The following is a 23501-nucleotide window of genomic DNA, read 5'->3' as shown; positions in this document are numbered from 1 at the left end:
CGCCCATGGCTAAACCCAATTATTCCTTCGCCAAACGTCAGAGAGACTTGGCCAAGGAGCAGAAGAAAGAGGAAAAGCTTCAGCGCAAGAAAGCTACAGCTGAAGAGGAAGCCGCAGCACTGAACCCGGATACCGAAGGCGAAGTGACGGCAGAAGACGATGTTGATGCACCGAAAGACCAGGCGCCTGACGCCTGAGACCCTCAGTTCTGTGTCCAGGGCCGGCCGCCTCGCTGCCGGCCCTCACAGCTCTAGCGCCTTGCTAATCGACAGGCGATAACCCACAGGCAGGTTCTCCGGCAATTGGCCCGGCTCGAACAGCCCGATCTCCTTGTGTTCATGACTGATCGTCGGCACGAAACCGCCTGGTTTTCAGGAATTGGATCACGGTTCCAACGGCATCACCGTCACTCGTACTTCGGGGTCGTGGGTACCGCCCCCCAGGATCACCCCGCGCAACGGCGACACATCGGAAAAATCCCGGCCCCAGGCCAGGGTAATGTGTTCCAGGGCCGGCTGCACATTGTTGGTCGGGTCGAAGTCCACCCAGCCTAATACCGGACAGAACACCGAAACCCAGGCGTGAGAAGCATCGGCGCCAATCAACCGCGCCTGGCCGGGTGGCGGCTGGGTCAGCAGGTAGCCGCTGACGTAACGCGCTGCCAGCCCACGGGAGCGCACGCAAGCCAGCATCAGGTGGGCGAAGTCCTGGCATACACCCCGGCGTCGCTCCAGCACTTCCACCAACGGCGTCGCCACCTGGGTGGCCTCCGCATCGAAGGTGAATTCTTCGAAAATCTTCTCCATCAGCGCGCGGACGCCCACCATCAAAGGTCGTCCCAGCGGAAAACAGCTCTCGGAAAACTCGACGAAACTGCGCTTGAGGTGGACATACGGTGACTCGAAACGGTAGCGGCAGGCGTCCAGCAATGGCGCCGGAAGTGGCCGACCGCTGTAGGTCAGCAGGTTGCGGGTCGACTCCCAGGCGGGGGACAGGCTGAAATCCAGGTCGGGCCGTGCCAGCACTTCAACGCTCAGGCGGGCATTGACCAGCAATTCGTCATGGGGTCGCTCGAAGGCCAGTCGGGTCAGCGGATTGCCGAACACATCCTGTTCATCGCGCCGGGTGGTCGGCTCCGGACTGATCAGCAACTGCTGTTCGGTGCAACGCTGCCAATCACAGGGTCGCGGCCACAGGTGCGCAAGTTGCTGGGCCAGGGACACCGGGCTGTCGTAGTGATAATGGGTATCGTGGAGAATCTGGTAACGGGCGTTCATCAGACGGACACCGTGCGCTGGCTGACGTCATCGACATGAGCAAAATGGCGCAACGCCAAGCGATCGGAAACCTGTCCGCTGACATCGGCCACTTCCTGCAACAGATCGGCCAGTCCATCAAGAGCGGCACGCAGGCTGGCCTCGCCGAACAGGGGATTCTCCAGGCAGCGCAGGTCAAAGCGTGACAGGCGCATCACCAGTTCCGGCAATGCGGTTTCCCGCGGGGCGCCGAAATCATCGTTCAGGCGTTTAAGGGTGCGTGCCACCAATTTCAATTGGAAGAGCACTGCATGGGGGTTCTGTTCGTCCAGCAACAACAGATCGAGCACTGGAATCAACTGCGCCACCGCTAAGTAACGCGAGCGGTACGTGATGCTGCTGTTGCCCAACTCCAGCAACCACTCCAACCCGGCCTGATCGAAAACCGCCTCGCCCCGCAAGAATGCCGCCAGGCTGCTGCTGAGAAAATGCAGGCGCTCCAGGCGTCGACCGATCATCAGAAAACGCCAGCCCTCGTCACGGGTCATGTCGTCCAGGGCGAAACCGGACAACGCGGCCAACGACATTACCAATCGATTGAGAAAATCCAGCAGCTCGCCAAAGTCCGGTTCGCTGGTCTCCAGCTCTGCGGCTTCGCGCTGCAATTCCACCAGCGCCTGCCAGTTCTCCCGGGAGAGTTTGCCGCGTACCTGTGAGGCAGCCCACTGCAAGCGCTGCAAGTTGGAGCGCAGGCTGAACGACCAGTCATCCCCCAGCAGAGCCGCCAGCAGGCGCTCGGGCAGCTCGCCCTCCTCCGGCAGCAGCATCAGGCTCTCGCCCAGCGACACCGCCGATAGCAGGGCCTGCGGATCGTCGCCATCGACATAGCGCGCCAGCATGATCCGCAGCAGGCGCGCGCTGTCGTCGCAACGTTCGCAGTAACGGCCAAACCAGAACAGGTTTTCCACCACTCGGGATGGCAGGTACGGATCGCGTCGCACCAGGTCGTGCACGCCGACGGTCCGCTGGGCCTTCCACTGTTCGCCACCGGATGCGTGTTCACCCAGAATCCAGGTGTCCTTGCTGGCACCACCGCGCTGCATCGACACCACTTCGGCGTCGGCCTCGGCGGCCACGCGGGTCAGGCCACCTGGCAGAACCCGATAATCATCTTTCCCGGACACGGCATACACGCGCATGCCGATGGCCCGGGGCTGGATCTGGCCGTCTTCGGCCTGCCAGACCGGCGCCTGGGACAGTTGCGCCAGTTCCTGGGCAACATAGGCGTACGGTCGCGCCTGCATGCGTGCCGCCAGTTGAGCGCGCTGGGCTTCGTCCAGGTCTCGGCCGAACACCGGCGCGAAGCTCTGGGACGGAAACGCTGGCTTGATCAGCAACTGAGGCAGCTTTTCCAAGGCCTGGGCCAGCACCGGCGGCTCACCACACCACCAGGTGGCGATGGACGGCAACATCAATTCCTCGCCGAACAGATACTGGTTGATCTTCGGCAGGAATCCCAAGAGGCCCGGCGACTCCAGCACACCACTGCCCAAGGCATTCGCCACCAACACCCGCCCTTGGCGCACCGCCTCCAAAAGACCTGGCACGCCCAAGGCCGAATCGGTGCGCAGCTCCAGGGGGTCGCAGAAATCATCGTCAAGCCGGCGCATGATGGCGTGGACCCGACGCAACCCACTGAGGGTCTTGAGGTAGACCGTGGCATCTCGCACGGTCAAGTCGCCTCCCTCCACCAGCGGATAGCCGAGCTGGCGCGCCAGGTAAAGGTGTTCGAAATAGCTTTCGTTGAACCGCCCCGGCGTCAGCAGCACCACCAGCGGCGCCTCGCCATCGCAGGGGGCCTGCCGCGCCAGGGTTTCCTGCAAGGTGCGGAAAAACCCGGACAGGTGCCGCACCTTGAGGTCGCGGTACAAATCGGGAAAGGCGCGGGAAACGATCATGCGATTTTCCAGCGCGTACCCGGCCCCCGAAGGCGCCTGGGTCCGGTCCGCCGTGACCCACCAGCGGCCGTCGGGCGTGCGCGCCAGGTCCACCGCATACAAGTGCAGGAAACTGCCGTCCGGCGGCGCGATGCCCTGGCAGGGCCAGAGAAAATTGTTGTGCCCGAATACCAACTCTGCCGGCAACAGCCCTTCGCTGATCAGTCGCTGCGGCCCATACAGGTCGGCCAGCACCGCATTGAGCAGGCGCGCTCGTTGGGCGATCCCGGCGGACAGATGTTTCCATTCCTGCGGGTCGATCACGTGGGGCAGCAGGTCCAGTTCCCATGGCCGGTCGGCGCCTTTCGGATCGGCGTAGACATTGTAGGTCACGCCGTTTTCCTGGATCTGCCGGGCCAGCAGGGCCTGGCGCTGGAGCAACTGGGCCGGCGTGCTGCGCTGCAACTGGTCGAACAGCCGCCGCCAGTGCGTACGCACCGCACCGCTGTCGTCCAGCAATTCGTGATAGGTGCCCGTTGTCAGCGGGTAACGGTCAAGCAGGTCAGGCATGGAAAGCTCGGCAGACAGCAATGAAAGGTGAGACTAGCGCAAGCGCATGACGCCCGGATAGGTGTGTTTGTGTTGGATCCGACCTGGGTTTTGGGGATGTAATCATCGTGGCGAGGGAGCTTGCTCCCGCTGGGCTGCGCAGCAGCCCCAAGATTTACGGTCGCTGCGCAACCGAGCGGGAGCAAGCTCCCTCGCCACGGTCTCGTTAATTCTTCAACGCAGCCTGAAAACGTCGCAGATCGAGCGTGAACGCAAACTCGTCATCCGTTACCAGGTTGGGTATCGGAAGTTTCCCAGGCGTGTGCCCGATCCGGAAGAAACGCGCCATCCGCCGGCTCTCCGCTTCGTTGGCGTTCACCGGCAGGCTGTCGTAGTTGCGCCCGCCAGGATGCGCCACGTGATATTGGCAGCCGCCCAGCGAGCGCTGCATCCAGGTGTCGAGTACATCGAAGACCAGCGGCGCATGGACCGCAATGGTTGGTTGCAGGCAATTGCTCGGTTGCCAGGCGCGGAAACGCACCCCGGCGACGAACTCGCCCACCCGACCGGTGGGTTGCAAGGGGACCGGCACGCCATTGCAAGTCAGCAGATACCGTTGCGGGGCCAGGCCGTTGAGCTTGATCTGCAAGCGTTCCAGGGACGAATCCACATAGCGCACCGTGCCGCCCACCGCACCCTCTTCCCCCAGTACGTGCCAAGGCTCCAGCGCCTGACGCAACTGCAGCTCGATGCCGTTGACCGCATAGTCGCCAACCTTTGGAAAACGGAACTCCAGATGCGCGGCGAACCACTCGGCTCGCAGCGGATAACCGGCGACATTGAGCTCAGCGATGACGTCAGCGAAATCCTGCTCGATGAAATGCGGGAGCAAGAAGCGGTCATGCAGCTCAGTGCCCCAGCGCGCCAGTTTGGCCGGCGCGTAGGGCTCGCGCCAGAACCGCGCGACCAGTGCCCGCAACAGCAATTGCTGGGTCAGGCTCATACGGGCGTGAGGCGGCATTTCAAAAGCGCGTAATTCCAACAGGCCGAGTCGCCCGGTGGCACCGTCCGGAGAATAGAGCTTGTCGATGCAGAATTCGGCGCGATGGGTATTACCCGTCACATCGATCAGCAGGTTGCGCAGCAACCGATCCACCAGCCAGGGCGCACACGCTTGGCCGGGCTCGGGCATTTGCGCGAAGGCGATTTCCAGTTCGTACAGCGCGTCATTGCGCGCTTCGTCCACGCGGGGCGCCTGGGATGTCGGACCGATGAACAAGCCGGAAAACAGGTAGGACAACGACGGGTGGTTGTGCCAATAGCTGATCAGGCTGCGCAGCAAGTCGGGACGCCGCAGGAAAGGTGAGTCGGCCGGCGTCGCGCCTCCGAGGACGAAATGGTTGCCGCCGCCGGTGCCTGTGTGCCGGCCATCGATCAGGAACTTTTCGGTGGTCAGTCGGTTCAGCCGCGCTTGCTCATACAGAAATTCGGTGCGCTCGACCAACTCATCCCAAGTTGCCGACGGCTGTACGTTGACCTCGATGACGCCTGGGTCCGGCGTGATGCGGAAATTGCCCAGGCGCGGATCGCTCGGCGGCTCGTAGCCCTCCAACAGGACCGGGCAATTGAGCTCCTCGGCCGTCGCCTCGATTGCGCTGACCAACTCCAGGTAATCCTCGACCCGCTCCAGCGGTGGCATGAACAGATACAGGCGTCCTTCCCTGGCCTCGGCACAGAAAGCAGTGCGGGTCAGCCAATCGGCCGATTCGTCGATCTTCGGCGCGCGCTCCTGCTCCAGCGCCGGCTCGCCGTGATCGGCCAGTTGCGCAGTGTCGGGCAACTCGGGCAAGTCCTGATTCGGGTCGGTGGGATGGATAAACGGGTATTCAGCCGCCGTCACCCACGGCTGGGACGCCAGTGGCAGGCGATAGCCCAGGGGAGAATCGCCCGGCACCAACCTGCAATGGTTGTCGCGCAGGTACCATCGGCCGCTCTGCCATTGATCGCCCTTGGCGGTGCGGGCCAGTGGCAGGACTTGGCCGATGACCTTGTCCAATCCTTGACCGAAGACCTTGCGCAACCGTGCCCGCTCCAAAGGTTCTTCCAGCCGAGGATCCTCGGCTGTCACGTTTGACGGCAATGAGCCTTCGCGCCAGAGGTAATAAAAATTATCTTCGTAGGCCGCAAACACGAATCGCGCGGGAATGTTCAAGCGTTCGGCGACGCTCGCCAGGAAACGTCCAGCGAGTTCGCCATCGGCGCCGTAGTCCTGCTGCTCGTCGGCAATCAACGCGCCGTTATGCCAGATCGGCACGCCGTCACGCCGCCAGTAGCAATTGAGCGACCAGCGTGGCAATTGCTCGCCGGGGTACCATTTGCCCTGGCCGAAATGCACCAACCCCTGGGGCGCGTAGTGCGCGCGCATGCGCTGGAACAACTCGGCGGAGAGACGGCGCTTGTCCGGCCCCAGCGCCGCGGTGTTCCACTCGGCGCCGTCCGGGTCGTCGATGGAGACGAAGGTCGGCTCACCGCCCATGGTCAGGCGCACGTCGCCCTCCAGCAGGTCGGCATCGATCTGCCGGCCCAGGGCCTGGATCTCAAGCCATTGCGCTTCGGTGTATGGCTTGGTCACCCGCGGCGCTTCCCAGATGCGCTCCACGGACATTTCGTGGCTGAACTCGGACTCGCAAGGCTCCACCAGACCGCTGATCGGTGCAGCCGAGGACGGATCGGGACTGCACGCCAACGGAATGTGTCCTTCGCCGGCAAACAACCCGGACGTGGCATCCAGGCCAATCCAGCCGGCACCTGGCAAATAGACTTCGCACCAGGCATGCAGGTCGGTGAAATCCACTTCCGTACCGGACGGGCCGTCGAGGCTTTTCACGTCGGCGGTCAGTTGGATCAGGTAACCGGAAACAAAACGCGCCGCCAGCCCCAGGTGACGCAACAGCTGCACCAGCAACCAGGCCGAGTCGCGGCAGGAGCCGGACGCATGCTCCAAGGTGTGCTCCGGCGTCTGTACGCCGGGCTCCATGCGGATCAGGTAACTGATGTCTTCGCTCAGGCGCTGGTTCAACGCCACCAGGAAATCCACCGCCGGCAGCGGGGTGCGGTCGATGGCGTCCAGATACGCCTGGAACCTGGGCGTCAGCGGCAGCTTTTCCAGATAAGGCGTCAGCTCATGCTTTTCGTCGGGGGCGTAGGTAAAAGGAATTTTTTCAGCGTAGGGCTCGAGGAAAAAATCGAACGGATTGAACACCGCCATCTCGGCGACCAGATCGACTTCGACCCGCAGCTCAGCGGTTTTTTCCGGAAACACCAGTCGCGCCAGATAGTTGCCCTGAGGATCCTGCTGCCAGTTGATGAAGTGCTGGTCGGGCGAGACCTTCAGCGCATACGAAAGAATCCGCGTGCGGCTATGGGGGGCCGGGCGCAGGCGGACGATCTGCGGGCCGAGCTCGACGGCGCGCTCGTAGCGGTAATGCGTGACATGATGCAAAGCGACATGGATCGACACGGCGTGCCTCCTGCGGAGCCTGGGCGTTATCGAAAGCGGCGCAAGACTTATGCCATGCAGGCAGGTCGGACACTTTCTACTTCTACTCAAGGCAGTAGAGCACTAAAACCGCGCGATGCCTGTATTGATCTGCACAGGCCGCACATAAATGCGGCGCCGGCGGCGCGAATCGAATCAGCGACGCGGGCGCGATGCCTTCTTCGGGGTCTCCTTCAGCGCTGTCTTTAGCGATTCGCGCTGCCGACGAATCTCGACGAGCTTGCTGCGCATCTCGCGATGGCGCTTGCTGTTGAGCAATAGCAAACCCAATAGCGGAAACAGCAAGGCCAACGCATAGATGACCTTATGCGGACGATCCTCGATGGTCGGTAATACGGCTAGCAGGCATAACACCAGCACCCCGACCAAACCCCATACCCATTGAGGCCTGCCGCGCACCACCATGAAATTGCAGTGCACCACGACCATGGTGATCGCCATGCCCCCCAGCATCGACCAGGTGACTTGCTCGTCGAGTGAGGCCCCGGCGAAGTAGGACGCCGAGACCAAGGGAATAGCACAGGCCAATGAGAATAGCGCCGCGAAAATGCCGCCCATGAATGTCGGGAAATAACGCGCCAGAAAACGCGGAAGGCTGAGACTGTCCATCTATTCCTCCAGCTCTTCATACAAGCCAACGGCGATGGTTTTGACATTTCCCGACAAGCTACTGCCGGTAAAGCCAATTGCCGCGCCCAGGGAGTCCTTGATCTGGGTGACCGTAGCGTGCTGCAGCTGGGTCGGAGTGAAGCGCTTGGGCAGTTCGCCGGCCAGTTGCTTGAGCTTGAGCATCTTCGGCGTCAACCGGGGATCGTTGATGCTCAGCAACTCTTTGGTCAACTTCGACCGTTCCTGGCGATTCAGCCCACGCAAGACTTCACGCAGACTTTTACCGGTAGTGGCCTTGGCCACCTTCACCAGTTTTATGGTGGTCAAGGTGGAAGCCCCTACGCCCAACAGAGAGGCCGCATCCAGACCGATCGAGGCATATTGGTACCACTCCTCACTGTCCAGCTTGTCGTTGAACTGCGGATTGACCACTTCTGCTGCCGTACGGATACCACCGGCAAAACACTGCACCGTACTGGCGGCCGCAGCGGTATAGCCCAGGGCCACGACCACGGTACTGGCCCCGGCGCTGAAGGGAACCGCAACCGACCCACTGAGCACGACAATCCAACCCAATACCGCGCCAGCGCAGGACAAGGTGGTATTGATCGCCTCTCCGACCAGGCGCGATTGCCGAGGATTGTCTTGCACCTGTTGGGCAAATTGCGCCGGAGCGATGTACTTCTGCGCCTCGTGCAAAATGATTCGCTTGGGCTTGATGCTGCAAATCGGCTTGAATTCGCGCAGGGTCACTACATTGAATTCAGCATCGATGTACACGACACCGGCGCCGACGATGCCGGGATCGGCGTCAATGGCCGCAAACAATCGTGGCAGGTTGATCTGGCTTTCGATGCGTTGGCGAGCCATTCGCTGGGAGATGCTGTTGTCCATGCCGATGCCCGGCAAAGGGGTACTCATATGGATCGTCCTTGAGAGTCGGAGGATAGACTTTAATTGCTTGTGCGGCCCCCGCGGGGTATCGGTATCGACACTGATACCTGTGGCGAGGGAGCTTGCTCCCGCTGGGCTGCGAAGCAGTCCCAAATGAGATGGCGCAATCTTCAGGCAGACCGCGCCAGCCGGTTTACGACGGCTTCGCCGCCGAGCGGGAGCAAGCTCCCTCGCCACATGGGCTGTGTCCAGTTTGATTGCACTTGATTGGCTGACATCGCCGGGCGCAACGATAACAAACGGCCAGCACCCTCGCTAGAAAGCAAAACGCCAGCACTTAAGGCTGGCGTTTTACGTTGTAGCTTTGGCGATCAGCGCGGCACGACTGGCTTGCGTGCGGGCTTGGGTCCTTTGCCCTTCGCCGCGTCCTTGCGCTCCTTGGCGGCCTGCTGGTTGCGGGCAAACGCGGCGGCCTTGGCTTGTTCGCGCTTGTCCCAAGGATTGCCGCCGTCGCTCGCGCGCGGTGGCAAACCGGTGTGCTGGGTCAGGATCTTGGTGGTTTCCTTGGCTACCTTGTGGCTGCCGGCTGGCGTCGAGTTCTTGCGACGAGCGCTCTGGTAGCTGTCGGTGGCCGGCTGGTGCAACGGGATCAACTGGTTCTTGCCCGGCCCGATCAGGTCGGCGCGGCCCATGCGGGTCAATGCCTCGCGCAGCATCGGCCAGCCTTTCGGGTCGTGGTAACGCAAGAAGGCCTTGTGCAGGCGGCGTTGCTCCTCGCTCTTGACGATAGTCACCGCATCACTCTTGTAGGTGACCTTGCGCAGCGGGTTCTTGCCCGAGTGGTACATGGCGGTGGCGGTGGCCATTGGAGACGGATAGAACGCCTGCACCTGGTCGGCCCGGAAGCCATTGCCCTTGAGCCACAGCGCCAGGTTCATCATGTCTTCGTCGGTGGTGCCCGGGTGAGCCGCGATGAAGTACGGAATCAGGTACTGCTCTTTCCCGGCTTCCTTGGAGTACTTCTCGAACATCCGCTTGAATTTGTCATAGCTGCCGATGCCCGGCTTCATCATCTGGTTGAGCGGACCTTCCTCGGTATGCTCCGGCGCGATTTTCAAGTAGCCGCCGACGTGGTGGGTCACCAGCTCCTTGACGTATTCCGGCGACTCGACCGCCAGGTCGTAACGCAAGCCGGAGGCGATCAGGATTTTCTTCACCCCAGGCAATGCCCGGGCGCTGCGGTACAGCTGGATCAGCGATGAGTGATCGGTGTTCAGGTTCGGGCAAATGCCAGGGAACACGCAGGACGGCTTGCGGCATGCGGATTCGATTTCCGGGCTCTTGCAGGCAATGCGGTACATGTTCGCGGTCGGTCCGCCGAGGTCAGAGATGACCCCGGTAAAGCCCGGGACCTTGTCGCGGATCTCTTCGATCTCGCGAATGATCGACTCTTCGGAACGGTTCTGGATGATTCGACCTTCATGCTCGGTGATCGAGCAGAAGGTGCAGCCGCCAAAGCAGCCGCGCATGATGTTCACCGAGAAACGGATCATGTCGTAGGCGGGGATTTTTTCCTTGCCGTACGCCGGATGCGGGACGCGCGCGTAAGGCATGCCAAACACATAGTCCATTTCTTCAGTGGTCATCGGAATGGGCGGCGGGTTGAACCAGACGTCGACGTCGCCGTGCTTCTGTACCAGGGCGCGGGCGTTGCCCGGGTTGGTTTCCAGGTGCAGGACTCGGTTGGCGTGGGCATAAAGCACCGCATCGCCACGGACCTTTTCCACCGACGGCAGGCGGATCACGGTCTTGTCGCGGGTCATCTTCGGGCTCGCCAGGATCTGCACGACCTTGGCTTCGCTCGGGTCTTCAACCGGCCCCTTTTCCTGCTCGATGGCGCAGGCTTGGGTATCTTGGGTGTTGACGTAGGGGTTGATGATCTTGTCGATCTTGCCCGGACGGTCGATGCGCGTGGAATCGACTTCGTACCAGCCTTGCGGCGTGTCACGACGGATGAACGCGGTGCCGCGCACATCGGTGATGTCTTCGATCTTGTGGCCGTAGGATAAGCGCTGGGCAACTTCGACAATCGCCCGCTCGGCGTTGCCGTAAAGCAGGATGTCGGCGCAGGCGTCGATCAGGATCGAGTTGCGTACCCGGTCCTGCCAGTAATCGTAGTGGGCGATGCGGCGCAGCGACGCTTCAATACCGCCGAGCACGATGGGCACGTGCTTGTAGGCTTCCTTGCAGCGCTGGCTATAGACCAGGCTCGCACGGTCCGGCCGCTTGCCCGCCAAGCCGCCCGGTGTGTAGGCGTCATCGGAGCGGATTTTCTTGTCGGCGGTGTAGCGGTTGATCATCGAGTCCATGTTGCCGGCCGCGACGCCGAAGAACAGATTGGGCTCGCCGAGCTTCATGAAGTCGTCTTTGGACTGCCAGTTCGGCTGGGCAATGATCCCGACGCGAAAGCCCTGGGCTTCCAGCAACCGGCCGATGATCGCCATGCCGAACGACGGGTGATCGACATAGGCATCACCGGTCACGATGATGATGTCGCACGAATCCCAGCCGAGCTGATCCATCTCCTCCCTGCTCATGGGCAGGAACGGCGCTGGGCCGAAACATTCGGCCCAGTACTTGGGATAGTCAAATAACGGCTTGGCTGCTTGCATGTCGATGACCGGTATAAAGGATGAAAAATCGCGGGCGCGAAATATAGCACAAAAAACAACCAATTCCGACGATAGTGGTCGGCTTCTGCCTCGACCTGCCCGAGCAAACCCCATTACTCCGTTTCCGGGTCGCGCAGGCACTACATAGTTACCGCTTGTCGAAACGACCGGCGGGATAGTTTGGATAGATCAACCACACATTTTGGTCTCTCAAATGAACAAAAGTAGCGCCCAACCACCGGAAACTCCCCCTTCAGTGCAACATCCGCACGAGGACTTCATCAAGACGCAGCTGCCCTCCTGGATCAAAAGCGCATCGCCGGCAGTGCTCACGGAGTTGCGTCAGTACCTGATGAGCAGCAATCAGGCCAGGCATGACATCAAAGAAATCCTGGACGACCTGAAAAGCCCCGAAGCCTTTGCCCGACCATTGGTACGCGCCGCCCTTCGAAAAAACTTTTTCGGAATATTCAAAGACGAGGATGCTCTTCTTGTGCGCGAGTGGAAAAACACTCACCTGCTGGGTCTGATCAGGACCCACGACAAGACTACCGAACAGACGTTGCTGGAAGCAGCCCTGCAAAACTTCGAAGCCTCGGAAGCACTGGACAAGGGAATGGAACAAGGCACCGGCCTCTATAACGTCAACGCGACTGGGAGGACCCTGACTTCTGCTTCCCCAACCAGGTTTGCCGCCGTCTGCCGTCAATTGGATGTTGGCGGTCAGTACCTCAAGCAAATCAAGCAGATACTTGAACCACCGACCAAACCAGGCGCCAAGCGCACCGCCGCACAGGTGCTCGGGACATTTCGTTGGCATGAACGCAATTGCTTCGGCGCCGCCTTGCTCATTGCCCACATTCGGGGTGAACTGGACCCCGCGATTTATCAGCAATTACGGAGCCTGGGGCGCGACGCTACCCACCCTGAACTGTTGTGCAGCCACCTGACCATCAAAAATGTGGTGATCCCCAATGTTCTGGTGATCCAACAAAAAAAAGCCGGTAAACAGATCATCCTTTACACCCCGCAGGACCCGATTTCGCCGTTTCGTAGCCATGAGTCCATGAATGACCTGCACCACAGCCTGGCCGAGCGCCTGATCACGCCACGCTACTCGGCTTTTTTCAATCGCCTCGTTCCCTTGCAGCACAGGGACGCATTATTGGCGGTCCTGCCGGCTCGAATCATTTTTATCTCCGACAGGCGCAGAGAGTTCGTGCGCGCCAGCCTGAACGAAGCCGTTGCTCTAGCCTCGATCCAGGGAAATATATTCAATGCCATGGCCGTGCAACGGATCACCCAGATCAAAAACGATGCTCGCGTCGTCGCCGTCCCCACTGCCGATGCCGATATCCTGAGCCGGGAAAAACGCCTGCAATACTATGCCGACCTGGGCAAGTCAGCACTGTTTCTTGCGGCGTCGTTCGTTCCCATTGTTGGAGAAGTGCTGCTGGTGGTCAGCGCGGTTCAGCTGACCGAAACCGTTTATGACGGTTTTGCCGCCTGGAGCCGGGGCGATAGCGATGAAGCCTTGAATGACCTGTTGGACATCGTGGATAGCGCTGCCTCGGCCGTGGCGACCGCGGGGATCATCAAGGGTGCCGGCTTTACCGCCAAATTAGTGAAAGTCCGAGTACGCAACAAGGGTTGGCGCCTCTGGCATTCGGACCTTACTGCCTATCGCCACGCCAAGACATTACCCGACGACCTTGCGGCGAATACCCAAGGCGTCTATCAACATGAAGAACGGCACTACCTGAAGCTCGATGACGGTGTTCACGCCATACAACGCGACCCACAAAACCAACAATGGCAACTGCTTCATCCAACCGACACGGATGCCTACACACCGCCTCTAATGAGCAATGGCGTTGGCGGGTGGCGTCACGTGCATGAGACTCCCCAGGATTGGAATGACTTCAAGCTGATCAAGCGATTGGGACCTGACGCCGCCAGCATCAAGCCAGCGGCGGTCGAACCTATTCTGTTGCTTGGCGGAGTCGACAATACGACCCTGCGCCAAATCCACCAGGACTTGGTACGCCCCCCGCCCCTGCTGCGCGACACGGTCAAGCGTTTCAACATTGAACAGGAAATCAACGACTTTTCCCTCGACCGCGCCGAAGGCACGAGCATCACCTTGTATAGCCCTTTTCTTCAGTTTCACGCGGTGTGCTCGCTGCCCAAGTGGCCAGAGAACAAAACACTGGCGATCATTGATGAACAGCACAGAGTCTTGCTCACCTACGGGGAAGGGCCCACTGAAATTCGGGTATCAGAGTCGCGCTTCAGGAAAGGAGAGTTGCTGTATGTCTTGGAGGAGCAAATGCCACAACTGGAGTTCAACGCACTCCTGCAGGCGCCCTATGTTGAAGGTTTCACCAAAGTCGAAAACCTGGCAATGACGCTGCGCAACCAGGCGCGCGAGAATAGAGCATTGCTGTTTACACGACTCACCGAACTGGCTGAAAAAACCGAGGACCCGATTCAACAAGACATTCAACGCGTCATGCCCGAATTATCGAGAAGCCACGTGGAGGAAATGGCCGCGGTCCTTAGCCCGGAACAACGACTGCGGGTATCGCGAGAAAAAAGCCTGACGGCCGAACAACGCTGGGAGGCCAGCCGCTACATAGCCAATATCCGCATCAACCGAGCCCGCGAAAACATCTATCTGGACTCGGTGAACAACGATAAAGGGTTATCGCCGATTCTGGACACCTTGGACCAGCTGCCTGGCTGGCCGACCTCACGGCGAATAGAAGTACGCGACCAGAGCATCGATGGCACGCTGCTCGACAGCAAAGGCAGCGAGTCCGCCAATACCCGTTACCTGCTGACCCGCCAGAATGGCTTGTACGCCCTCCATGATGCCACCGGCAAACGACTTCATGCCCCCACTGATCTGTTCAGCGCCCTTGAGCGAGTCCTTTCGGATTCCGAACGCAGCGCTGTTCTCAGTCAGTCAAATGCAACCACCCTCAAAGAGGCCATCCGTCAGGCCCACTTGAAGCTGATGGCCATACTTCCGTCCGCTGTACGAGTCCGGACCTCGGGTGCACTACCGTCCGCCATGACCGCACAGCCCCTGGATCCATTGTTCGCAACACTCAAACCGCCTTCCGAGTTGACGTTGCGCAGCGATGGACTATATCAGTCGAAACCTTTTCCTGATGGGTTCTATCGCTATTACGTCCAAGACAAAGGCCGGTACTTCCAGGTCAAGAGGGATAGCCTGGGGTTACAACTGATCGATGCCCGCAGTCCCTTCAGAGCTTACCGGCCTTACATTCGAAAAGACGCCACAGATGGCTGGAGACTCGACGAAACCAAAGGCAAGCTTCTTGGGGGAACACCCGCTCCATTGCCGATTTTCACGGACCCGGAATCCAGCGATGAGTTTGAGTCAGCCGAATCCTCCACGGATTACGAATCAGCGGATGACGACCTCCCGCCAGCGCCGTATACGGCAGAAGAACTGAGCCACATGCGCTCCGAGAAGTCATATCTACACAGCCAGAATTATCGGCGAATCTATGACCGTGCCAATAACGGCCGGTATCCAATCAGAGACACGGACGGGCTCCCCATGCGTATCAGACGCATACAAAGCCTAGGCACCTCGTCCACCTCTGGCAGGACATTCAACAAGGACTTAGTCCTGCCTTACATCAAATGGGAAGGCTATGAAAAAGTGGCACGTTTGTATGAAGACAAACTTGAAGTCGTTCCCTTCACCGCGGCGCACCAGAAGTTTCCGGAGGAGGAGGTCCTGATCGGACAGTTGGCCGTGGTGAACAAGCTGCCGCTCAAAAAAGGCGAAATAATCGGAGTCTATGGTGGAGAGCTGGTCCCTCTCCCCATCGCTGGCCGTCGCCGGGATCCTTATCTGCTCGATATCCAGCCGATAGAGCAGCCCAGCTCGAGTAGCGCAGCATCGCCCCCGCCAGTCAGAAGCGACGTGGTGCTTTCAGGAGACAACATGCTTTCTCGGATGAATACCGTTTTCGAATATGAAAATGGTATTCCCGTAAGGCAAGCGGCCGCTGGCTATAACGTCGAACCGGCGTCTTTTAATGTCTATACCCAAAAGGGTAGCCAACCACAGGAGAGCATGAGGCTGACGGCGTTCTTTGCCACCGAAGACATCCCGGCAAATACCGAATTGCGCTGGAACTATCAATACGAAGACGAGGGGATCAGGATAGTGCTTGGCTCCATGCCCCAAATCAATTCCTGAGCCGATTACTCGTCATCATCAAAATTGTAGCTACCCGGCGCCAGGTTTTCGAAGCGCGTGTATTTGCCGATAAACGCCAGGCGGATGAACCCGATCGGGCCGTTCCGCTGCTTGCCGATGATAATTTCGGCAATGCCCTTGTGCTCCGTTTCCGGGTGATACACCTCGTCGCGGTACACGAACATGATGACGTCGGCGTCCTGCTCGATCGCTCCGGATTCGCGCAAGTCAGAGTTCACCGGACGCTTGTTCGGGCGCTGTTCCAGGGAACGGTTCAACTGCGAAAGGGCAACGACTGGGCAGTTGAATTCCTTGGCCAGGGCCTTGAGGGAACGGGAGATCTCGGAAATTTCGTTGGTTCGGTTGTCGCCGCTGGAACCGGGGATCTGCATCAGTTGCAAGTAGTCGATCATGATCAGCCCGACCTCGCCGTGCTCACGCACCAGGCGGCGGGTCCGGGCGCGCATTTCCGACGGGCTGATACCGGCCGTATCGTCGATGAACAGCTTGCGGTCGTTGAGCAAGTTCACCGCCGAGGTGAGGCGCGGCCAATCGTCGTCTTCCAGCTGGCCGGAGCGGACCTTGGTCTGGTCGATACGCCCGAGGGACGAGAGCATACGCATGATCAGCGATTCGCCTGGCATCTCGAGGGAGTACACCAACACAGCCTTTTCACTGCGTAGCACGGCGTTTTCCACCAGGTTCATCGCAAAGGTGGTCTTACCCATGGATGGACGGCCGGCGACGATGATCAGGTCGGATGGCTGCAGGCCGCTGGTCTTCTCGTCGAGGTCGGTGTAGCCGGTGGACAGGCCGGTAATGGCGTTGTCGGTGTTGAACAAGGTGTCGATGCGGTCGATGGCCTTGGTCAACAGGTCGTTGACGCTGACCGGGCCACCGGTTTTCGGTCGGGCCTCGGCGATCTGGAAAATCTGCCGCTCGGCTTCGTCGAGAATCTCAGCCGCGGTGCGACCTTCCGGATTGAACGCACTGTCGGCAATCTCAGTGCTGATGCCGATCAACTGGCGCAAGGTCGCCCGCTCGCGCACGATCTGGGCGTAGGCCTTGATGTTAGCGACCGACGGCGTATTTTTCGCCAGTTCGCCGAGATAACCGAGGCCGCCAACTTGGGATGTCTGACCTTCCTTGTCCAATTGCTCGGCCAGGGTCACGACGTCGATCGGCATGTTCTGATCGGCCAACTTGGCGATCGCACGGAAAATCAGCCGGTGGTCATGCCGGTAGAAATCGCCATCGGAGACTTGATCGAGCACACGTTCCCAGGCGTTGTTGTCCAGCATCAGGCCACCGAGCACGGCCTGTTCGGCCTCGATGGAATGCGGAGGCACCTTCAGGGCAGCGGTTTGCAGATCGTATTGCTCGGGGGCGGTGATTTCGTTCATGGCCACGTCTGGTTATGAAAATCATGAATTGCAGAAAGACAAAGGGCACGACCTGTAGACAGGATCGTGCCCGATGTTACCGGCAAGCACCCGAGGGTGCCAGCCGACAGGTGTTGCTTAGGCTGCTACCACGACAACGCGTACGGTGGCTTCAACTTCGGCGTGCAGGTGCACGGCTACGTCGAATTCGCCTACGTTGCGGATGGTGCCGTTCGGCAGACGAACTTCGCTTTTCGCAACTTCAACGCCGGAGGCGGTCAGTGCGTCAGCGATGTCGTGAGTACCGATCGAACCGAACAGCTTGCCTTCGTCGCCAGCGGTGGCAGTGATGGTCACTTCCAGCTCGGCCAGTTGGGCAGCACGGCTTTCAGCCGATGCCTTACGGTCTGCGGCGGCTTTTTCCAGCTCAGCGCGACGCTCTTCGAACGCAGCCAGGTTGGCAGCGGTCGCAGCGGTGGCTTTGCCGAAAGGCAGCAGGTAGTTACGGCCGTAACCAGCCTTAACGTTTACTTTATCGCCCAGGTTGCCCAGGTTGGCGATTTTTTCCAGAAGGATCAGTTGCATGTGAAAATCCTCTAACTTTTAACCTTCACCGTTCGCGTTGTCGGCGTCTTTCGGCGCCATACGACCGCGAAAATCAATCAGGCTGTCGACGATGGCCAGGACCACCAGCAACGGATAGATCAGCTGCATGAACAGCAACAACGTGACGTACAACCCCACCAGCCAGAACCTGGCCAGTCGCTTTTGCGCCACCAGCCCGTGAATCAGGGCCAGCGCGGCAAACACCAGCGGTACACTGCACAACGGCGTGAGCATGGCCATCTGCGGACCGAAGTTCGGCCCCAGAAGCATGCCCGCCAGCAGTAACATCGCCAGTCCAAGCGGGAAGCGGATGGCGCGAAACTCGCGGCCAAAACCACCCGGGTTGTACAACAACGCCTGCCAGTAGCGCCCGATAACCAGGCTCAGCACACTGACGATCTGCAACAAGGCCGCAATCAGGCCGGTCAGGACGGGGGCGATCAGGGACGCGAAACGCGCCTGCTCCTCTACCGACATCTTCTGGTAGAGATCACCGAGCGCCTCGGGCAGGATTTTTATCAAAGCCTGCGACAGCATCTCGATCTGAGGTGCGAAAGCCACCCCAAGCACCACTGAAAACACCACGCCTATCGCTATGCTGACCAGCAGCACGCGGTTCCAGGATTCGCTGGCGCGCAATACCAACGCCAGCGCCGAAGACCCCAGCAGCACCATGAGTGCCCGCGGGTCAGCGGAATACATCCACCAGAGCAAAGCCGGCAGAAGCCCCAGAGCAAGAACGCCCAAGGCGTCCTTCAATCCGCGCCGCAGGAGTACAAGACTACCCGCGGCAGCACCCAACCAGTACAACAACGGCAATGCCGCACATCCAGCCACTACCAGAGTGGCCTGCACACGTCCCCGCATGATGAAGTCAGCTAAGGCGCGCATGCATTCAATCCCTTACTACTTGTCGACTGCCCGGTCTCAGCGGCCGTGGCTGTCGGTGTAGGCCAGCAGGGCCAGGAAGCGGGCGCGCTTGATAGCGGTGGCCAGCTGACGCTGATAACGAGCTTTGGTACCGGTGATGCGGCTTGGAACGATTTTGCCGGTCTCGGATACGTAGGCTTTCAGAGTGTTGAGATCTTTGTAATCGATCTCTTTCACGTCTTCAGCGGTGAAGCGGCAGAATTTACGACGACGGAAGAAACGTGCCATGTGATTGGCTCCTTAAAAGGTCCGTGGATTACTCGTCAGCGTTATCGCTGTTGTCGCTGTCGCTATCGCTGTCATCGCCATCGGCGCTGTCAGAGTGCTCAGGACGGTCGCGACGCTCACGGCGCTCACTGCGGTTTTCTTCAGCCTTGAGCATCTCGGATTGGCCAGTGACGGCTTCTTCGCGACGGATGACCAGGTTACGGATCACTGCATCGTTGTAGCGGAAGTTGTCTTCCAGCTCGGCCAGGGCCTTGCCAGTGCACTCAACGTTCAGCATCACGTAGTGAGCCTTGTGAACATTGTTGATTGCGTAGGCCAGTTGACGACGGCCCCAATCTTCCAGACGGTGGATTTTGCCGCCGTCTTCTTCGATCAGCTTGGTGTAACGCTCAACCATGCCGCCGACTTGCTCGCTTTGATCCGGGTGGACCAAAAAGATGATTTCGTAATGACGCATGAATGCTCCTTACGGGTTGTAGCCTGCCGCTCAAAAACGGTCAGACAAGGAGTGAATGACACTTATGGACTTGAGGACGCTAGACACATAAGTGCCTGCCATCACAGCAAGGGGCGCAATTGTAGAGAAGGGCTCAAGGCGGCGCAAGGCAAATGAACAGCCGCAAGCAGCGAGCGACAAGCGGCAAGCTCATACGCGATCAGCTTTGAACTTGCCGCTTGGAGCTTACAACTTTCGCGAAGCGGCTATTTTGACGCCACGCTGGCGCTGGGCCTCGAACAGGCAGACACCGGTCGCGACCGAAACGTTGAGGCTGCTGACGCTGCCGGCCATCGGCAGCTTCACCAGATAGTCGCAATGCTCGCGAGTCAGGCGACGCATGCCCTTGCCTTCGGCCCCCATGATCAAGATGGTCGGGCCCGTCAGGTCCTGGTCATAAATGCTGACTTCGGCCTCGCCCGCCGTGCCCACGACCCACAAGCCGCGCTGCTGGAGTTTCTCCAGGGTGCGCGCCAGGTTGGTCACCGCCACCAAAGGAATCACTTCCGCCGCGCCGCAAGCGACTTTACGCACCACCGGCGTCAATGTCGCCGACTTGTCCTTGGGCACGATCACCGCCAGCGCACCGGCGGCATCCGCCGAACGCAGGCAGGCACCAAGGTTGTGGGGGTCGGTCACACCGTCCAGCACCAGCAGCAGGGGCGCGCCTTCGGTTCGGTCGAGCAGCTCGTCGAGCATCGCTTCGCCCCAGACCTGGCTTGGGCTGACTTCAGCCACGACGCCCTGGTGCACGCCTTCGACCCAGGCGTCCATCTCACGACGCTCAGCCTGACCGACCGCCACGCGATTTTCGCCGGCCAATTCAATCAGGGTCTGCACTCGCGGATCGCTACGCCCCTCTGCCAACCAGATCTGCTTGACCCGCTTGGGGTGGTGACGCAGCAACGCCTCCACGGCATGCACGCCGTAGATTTTCTCCAATTGACTCATGACTTGGCCTTGGGTTTACGCGCCCCGCCACTCTTGGCTGGGGCCGAGCCTGCTTTCGGCGGGCCTTTACGATGTTTGCTCGGTTTGCTGGTCGCCTTGTCCGGGGCCGACCTTCCGGCCTTTCCCCCAGACGACGCTTTACCGCCGTTCTTGGCTTCGGTCAGCAACGCCTGCTTCATTTCACGACTTTTGCGCAGCTCAGCGTTTTTCGCCGCTGCATCGCTCGGGCGATAGGCTTCGGCGACCTTCTCCTTGGCCGGACCGCGACGTCCGGACTTGGACGATGCTGGCTCGGCGGCGGCCTTGGCCGCAGGCGCCGCGGTTTCGGCTCCGCGCTTCTTGCGGCCAATCGGCGCGCTGATGGTTTTTTCAGCCATTTCGAAGTCGATCTTGCGTTCGTCAAGGTCGACGCGCATCACGCGCACTTCAACCGTGTCGCCGAGACGGAAGCTACGGCCCGTGCGCTCGCCCGCCAGGCGGTGATGCACAGGATCGAAGTGGTAATAGTCGCCAGGCAGCGCAGTGACGTGCACCAAGCCTTCGACGTAGATATCGGTCAGTTCGACGAACAGGCCAAAACCGGTCACGGCGGTAATCACGCCTGGGAACGATTCACCCACGCGATCCTTCATGTACTCGCACTTGAGCCAGTTCACTACGTCGCGAGTCGCTTCGTCGGCACGCCGCTCGCTCATCGAGCACTGCTCGCCGAGCTGCTCCAGGGCTGCTTCGTCGTACGGATAGATACGAGCCTTGGGAATGGTCATCGCACCGGCACGCTTGACGTGCGGTGTGTCCATCTTCGAATGGATGACGCTGCGGATCGCCCGGTGCGTGAGCAGGTCGGGATAACGACGGATCGGCGACGTGAAGTGGGTATAGGCTTCGTAATTCAGGCCGAAGTGGCCTTGGTTATCGGCGCTGTACACCGCTTGGCTCAGGGAACGCAGCATGACGGTCTGGATCAGGTGGAAGTCCGGGCGATCCTTGATACTGGCCAGCAAGGCTTGGTAATCCTTCGGCGAAGGGCCGTCCTTGCCTTTATGCAGGGACAGACCCAGCTCACCGAGGAACGCTCGCAGTTTTTCCAGGCGCTCAGGCGGTGGACCGTCATGGACCCGGTACAGCGCGGGAATCTCGTGCTTTTTCAGAAATTCAGCGGTAGCCACGTTGGCCGCCAACATGCATTCCTCGATCAGCTTGTGCGCATCGTTGCGAACGGTCGGACGGATTTCGGCGATCTTGCGCTCGGAGCCGAAGATGATCCGGGTTTCCTGGGTTTCGAAATCGATCGCGCCCCGCACATGACGTGCTGCCTGCAACACCTTGTACAGCGAATAAAGCTGCTTGAGATGCGGCACCACATCGGTGTACTCGCCACGCAGCTTGCGCGACTCGGCCAGCTTCGGCGTTTCCAGCATCGCGCTGACCTTGTTGTAGGTCAGGCGGGCGTGGGAATGGATCACCGCTTCATAGAAGCAATAGTCGGTCATCTCGCCGGACTTGGAGATGGTCATCTCGCAAACCATGGCCAGGCGATCGACTTGCGGGTTCAGCGAGCACAGCCCATTGGACAGTTGCTCTGGCAGCATTGGCACCACGCGCTCGGGGAAATACACCGAGTTGCCGCGCACCTGGGCTTCGGCGTCCAGCGCCGAGCCGAGCTTCACGTAGCTGGAGACGTCGGCAATCGCCACGTACAACTTCCAGCCACCGGAGAACAGGCGCAACTTGCCTGGCCTGGCTTCGCAGTAGACGGCATCGTCGAAGTCCCGTGCGTCTTCACCATCGATCGTCACGAACGGCAAGTGGCGCAGGTCGATGCGCTTCTCCTTGTCTTTCTCCTCGACTTCCGGCTTGAGCTTGGCGGCCTCTTTCAGGACCGCCTCAGGCCAGACGTGGGGAATATCGTACGTGCGCAGGGCAACGTCGATCTCCATGCCCGGAGCCATGTAATTACCGACCACTTCCACGATATCGCCTTGAGGCTGGAAGCGCGGGGTCGGCCAGTGGGTAATTTTTACCTCGACGAACTGACCGATCTGAGCGTTGGCGTTGCGGCCCGGAGTAACCAGGACTTCCTGCTGGATTTTCGGGTTGTCCGGAATGACAAAACCGATACCGCCTTCTTCGAAATAGCGGCCGACGACTGTTTCGTGGGCACGGGACACCACTTCGACGATCACGCCTTCGCGGCGCCCACGACGGTCCAGGCCGGATACGCGGGCCAGCGCACGGTCACCATCGAACACCAGGCGCATCTGCGCCGGACTCATGAACAGATCGTCGCTGCCATCGTCCGGAATCAGGAAACCGAAGCCGTCACGGTGGCCGGCGATGCGACCCAGGATCAAATCGAGCTTGTCGACCGGGGCATAGGTGCCACGCCGGGTATAGATCAGTTGAGCATCGCGCTCCATGGCACGCAGGCGGCGGCGCAGGGCTTCGAGCTGATCCTCGGTGGTCAGGCCGAACTCTTCGACCAGCTGCTCGCGGCTAGCAGGAGAACCCCGATCGGCGAGGTGCGCCAGGATCAGTTCGCGGCTAGGAATAGGGTTTTCATATTTTTCCGCTTCACGAGCGGCCTCGGGATCGAGGGACTGCCAATCGGCCATTAGAGAGTTTTCACCTTGTCTATATGCGGGTTAGTTTGGCATAGGCGTAATGAAACGGGAAATTTCAAGCGTCAGATGCCTTTTCTAAAGTCTTTTGACCGACCTTTAAAGCCCTGGATCGCACCGCTGGTGAAATTTAACGGTTTTTTTGCTCGCAGGGGTTTACAGTTAAAAACACGCTCCGTATAGTGCGCGCCATCGACGACATACACATGTCGTCGATGCTGCCCAGATGGTGAAATTGGTAGACACGCCAGCTTCAGGTGCTGGTGACCGCAAGGTCGTGGAAGTTCGAGTCTTCTTCTGGGCACCAATTCAAGCTTCAAGGTTTTTTGCCTTGAGCCTCTCGAAAACCCGCGAAAGCGGGTTTTTGCGTTCCGCCCCACTGGCTTTCCGTTTTGGCAATTATTAAAACAAAAACAGGGGTTTACAGATCAAAACGCGCTCCGTATAGTGCGCCACATCAACAGCGGCAACGCTGAAGATGCTGCCCAGATGGTGAAATTGGTAGACACGCCAGCTTCAGGTGCTGGTGACCGCAAGGTCGTGGAAGTTCGAGTCTTCTTCTGGGCAC

General features: G+C 59.9%; 15 protein-coding genes and 2 tRNA genes. 4 read left to right on the top strand and 13 right to left on the bottom strand.

Annotated elements, in window-relative coordinates; genetic code table 11:
- The first annotated feature begins 5 nt into the window (after positions 1-5).
- Positions 6-197, top strand: coding sequence for a hypothetical protein (locus tag HU806_RS07270; protein WP_186610748.1), 192 nt, complete (start codon positions 6-8; stop codon positions 195-197).
- Positions 198-383: 186 nt separating this feature from the next.
- Here the strand turns inward: HU806_RS07270 and HU806_RS07260 are convergent, their stop codons facing one another.
- From HU806_RS07260 to HU806_RS07235, 6 genes are all read right to left on the bottom strand, one after another.
- Positions 384-1277, bottom strand: coding sequence for a transglutaminase family protein (locus tag HU806_RS07260; protein ID WP_186610747.1), 894 nt, complete (start codon positions 1275-1277; stop codon positions 384-386).
- Positions 1277-3763, bottom strand: coding sequence for a circularly permuted type 2 ATP-grasp protein (locus HU806_RS07255; RefSeq protein WP_186610746.1), 2487 nt, complete (start codon positions 3761-3763; stop codon positions 1277-1279). The genes HU806_RS07260 and HU806_RS07255 overlap by 1 nt, the downstream gene beginning before the upstream one ends.
- A gap of 205 nt (positions 3764-3968) precedes the next feature.
- The gene (locus tag HU806_RS07250) at positions 3969-7262 is read right to left on the bottom strand and encodes a transglutaminase family protein (RefSeq protein ID WP_186610745.1); all 3294 of its coding nucleotides are present in this window, start codon (positions 7260-7262) and stop codon (positions 3969-3971) included.
- A 174-nt stretch (positions 7263-7436) separates the two neighbouring features.
- The gene (locus HU806_RS07245) at positions 7437-7910 is read right to left on the bottom strand and encodes a hypothetical protein (RefSeq protein WP_186610744.1); all 474 of its coding nucleotides are present in this window, start codon (positions 7908-7910) and stop codon (positions 7437-7439) included.
- Positions 7911-8831 carry an Ssp4 family T6SS effector gene (ssp4, locus tag HU806_RS07240; RefSeq protein WP_186610743.1) on the bottom strand — a complete coding sequence of 307 codons (921 nt, stop codon included), beginning with the start codon at positions 8829-8831 and terminating at the stop codon, positions 7911-7913. It lies immediately after the preceding gene.
- 344 nt (positions 8832-9175) lie between these two features.
- The gene (locus HU806_RS07235) at positions 9176-11476 is read right to left on the bottom strand and encodes a YgiQ family radical SAM protein (RefSeq protein ID WP_186610742.1); all 2301 of its coding nucleotides are present in this window, start codon (positions 11474-11476) and stop codon (positions 9176-9178) included.
- 214 nt (positions 11477-11690) lie between these two features.
- Here HU806_RS07235 and HU806_RS07230 point away from each other — a divergent pair, with 214 nt between their 5' ends.
- The gene (locus HU806_RS07230; protein WP_186610741.1) at positions 11691-15719 is read left to right on the top strand and encodes a dermonecrotic toxin domain-containing protein; all 4029 of its coding nucleotides are present in this window, start codon (positions 11691-11693) and stop codon (positions 15717-15719) included.
- Positions 15720-15724: 5 nt separating this feature from the next.
- On the opposite strand, the gene dnaB is transcribed toward HU806_RS07230, so the two are convergent.
- The 7 genes from dnaB to rnr form a co-directional block, all read right to left on the bottom strand.
- Positions 15725-17122 carry a replicative DNA helicase gene (dnaB, locus tag HU806_RS07225; protein ID WP_014336312.1) on the bottom strand — a complete coding sequence of 466 codons (1398 nt, stop codon included), beginning with the start codon at positions 17120-17122 and terminating at the stop codon, positions 15725-15727.
- A 117-nt stretch (positions 17123-17239) separates the two neighbouring features.
- Entirely contained in the window at positions 17240-17686 is a 447-nt protein-coding gene (gene rplI, locus HU806_RS07220; RefSeq protein ID WP_003186385.1) for a 50S ribosomal protein L9, read from the bottom strand.
- 18 nt (positions 17687-17704) lie between these two features.
- Positions 17705-18598, bottom strand: a complete 894-nt coding sequence (locus HU806_RS07215; protein WP_186610740.1) for a YybS family protein — start codon at positions 18596-18598, stop codon at positions 17705-17707.
- A 36-nt stretch (positions 18599-18634) separates the two neighbouring features.
- A complete protein-coding gene (gene rpsR / locus HU806_RS07210) occupies positions 18635-18865 on the bottom strand; it encodes a 30S ribosomal protein S18 (RefSeq protein ID WP_002551829.1) in 231 nt (76 codons plus the stop codon).
- Positions 18866-18893: 28 nt separating this feature from the next.
- Positions 18894-19322, bottom strand: coding sequence for a 30S ribosomal protein S6 (rpsF, locus tag HU806_RS07205; protein WP_003186395.1), 429 nt, complete (start codon positions 19320-19322; stop codon positions 18894-18896).
- Positions 19323-19547: 225 nt separating this feature from the next.
- Entirely contained in the window at positions 19548-20312 is a 765-nt protein-coding gene (gene rlmB / locus HU806_RS07200) for a 23S rRNA (guanosine(2251)-2'-O)-methyltransferase RlmB (protein ID WP_186610739.1), read from the bottom strand.
- A complete protein-coding gene (rnr, locus tag HU806_RS07195) occupies positions 20309-22927 on the bottom strand; it encodes a ribonuclease R (protein WP_186610738.1) in 2619 nt (872 codons plus the stop codon). Before rnr ends, rlmB begins: the two co-directional genes overlap by 4 nt.
- A gap of 226 nt (positions 22928-23153) precedes the next feature.
- On the opposite strand from rnr, the gene HU806_RS07190 reads away from it, so the two are divergent.
- Together HU806_RS07190 and HU806_RS07185 are read left to right on the top strand one after the other, a co-directional pair.
- Positions 23154-23240: transfer RNA gene (locus tag HU806_RS07190), tRNA-Leu, on the top strand.
- A gap of 176 nt (positions 23241-23416) precedes the next feature.
- Positions 23417-23500, top strand: a tRNA-Leu gene (locus HU806_RS07185).
- Position 23501 lies beyond the last annotated feature (1 nt).

Source organism: Pseudomonas sp. SWRI154 (assembly GCF_014268645.1).
Classification (GTDB): Bacteria; Pseudomonadota; Gammaproteobacteria; order Pseudomonadales; family Pseudomonadaceae; genus Aquipseudomonas; species Aquipseudomonas marvdashtae.
This window is presented reverse-complemented; position numbering and strand designations above follow the sequence as displayed.